We start from the raw sequence: 742 nt of genomic DNA on the forward strand, positions 1-742 counted from the left end.
ACGCGGGCCCGTCCGACGAGCATTTGCTGGTAGTGCGGATCGTGGGGCTGCGCGGGATCGGGCTTGCCCAGATCAACCGTGTTGTCCCTGGCCTGGCTGAGCAGTGTGCGGTCGAGCCGGGTCAGGCGCTCGGCATCCACTTCCTGCTGGAGTTGCTGGCGCACCTCGATCTCGCTTTGCGGGCCGAGCGCGCGGGTCATGATCTGCGAGCCGCGATGGCGAATGCCGTGGGCGATGTAGTCGCCCGCAATGTTGAGCGTCTTGCCGTCCTCGGTCACGCCCCGGATCAGGATATGGCTGTGCGGATGACCGGTGTCGAAGTGATCGACGGCGACCCAGTCGAGTGTGGTGCCAAGGTCCTCTTCCATCTTGGCCATGAGGTCACGGGTAAAGCCCTTGAGNATGACCGGTGTCGAAGTGATCGACGGCGACCCAGTCGAGTGTGGTGCCAAGGTCCTCTTCCATCTTGGCCATGAGGTCACGGGTAAAGCCCTTGAGATCTTCGAAGGCGGGCCCGTCCTCGGGCGAGACGATCAGGCGGAACTGGTGACGGTCCTCGCCGCCACGTTCGAGGAAGGCCCTGGCGTCGGCATCCTCGCTGAAGGTCGAGTAGAACCGCCCCGGCTCGCCATCGCGCGCGGTGCCGTCGCGTTCAAGGTAGCGCACGTGCGCGGCGACGCCCTGGACCTTGCCCGAAGAAAGCTTCACGACGCGCGCCTTCACCGTCACCCTGCGGGGCCGT

Annotated in this window: 1 protein-coding gene; it reads right to left on the reverse strand. The window is 65.6% G+C overall.

Translation table 11 applies throughout. The features are described from left to right. Positions 1-377: relaxase/mobilization nuclease domain-containing protein (locus MTR62_RS21125; RefSeq protein WP_407672728.1), on the reverse strand; the 377-nt coding region annotated here is incomplete at its 3' end. Between the last annotated feature and the right edge of the window lie 365 nt (positions 378-742).

The sequence above is a fragment of the Novosphingobium organovorum genome (assembly GCF_022832435.1).
Classification (GTDB): domain Bacteria; phylum Pseudomonadota; class Alphaproteobacteria; order Sphingomonadales; family Sphingomonadaceae; genus Novosphingobium; species Novosphingobium organovorum.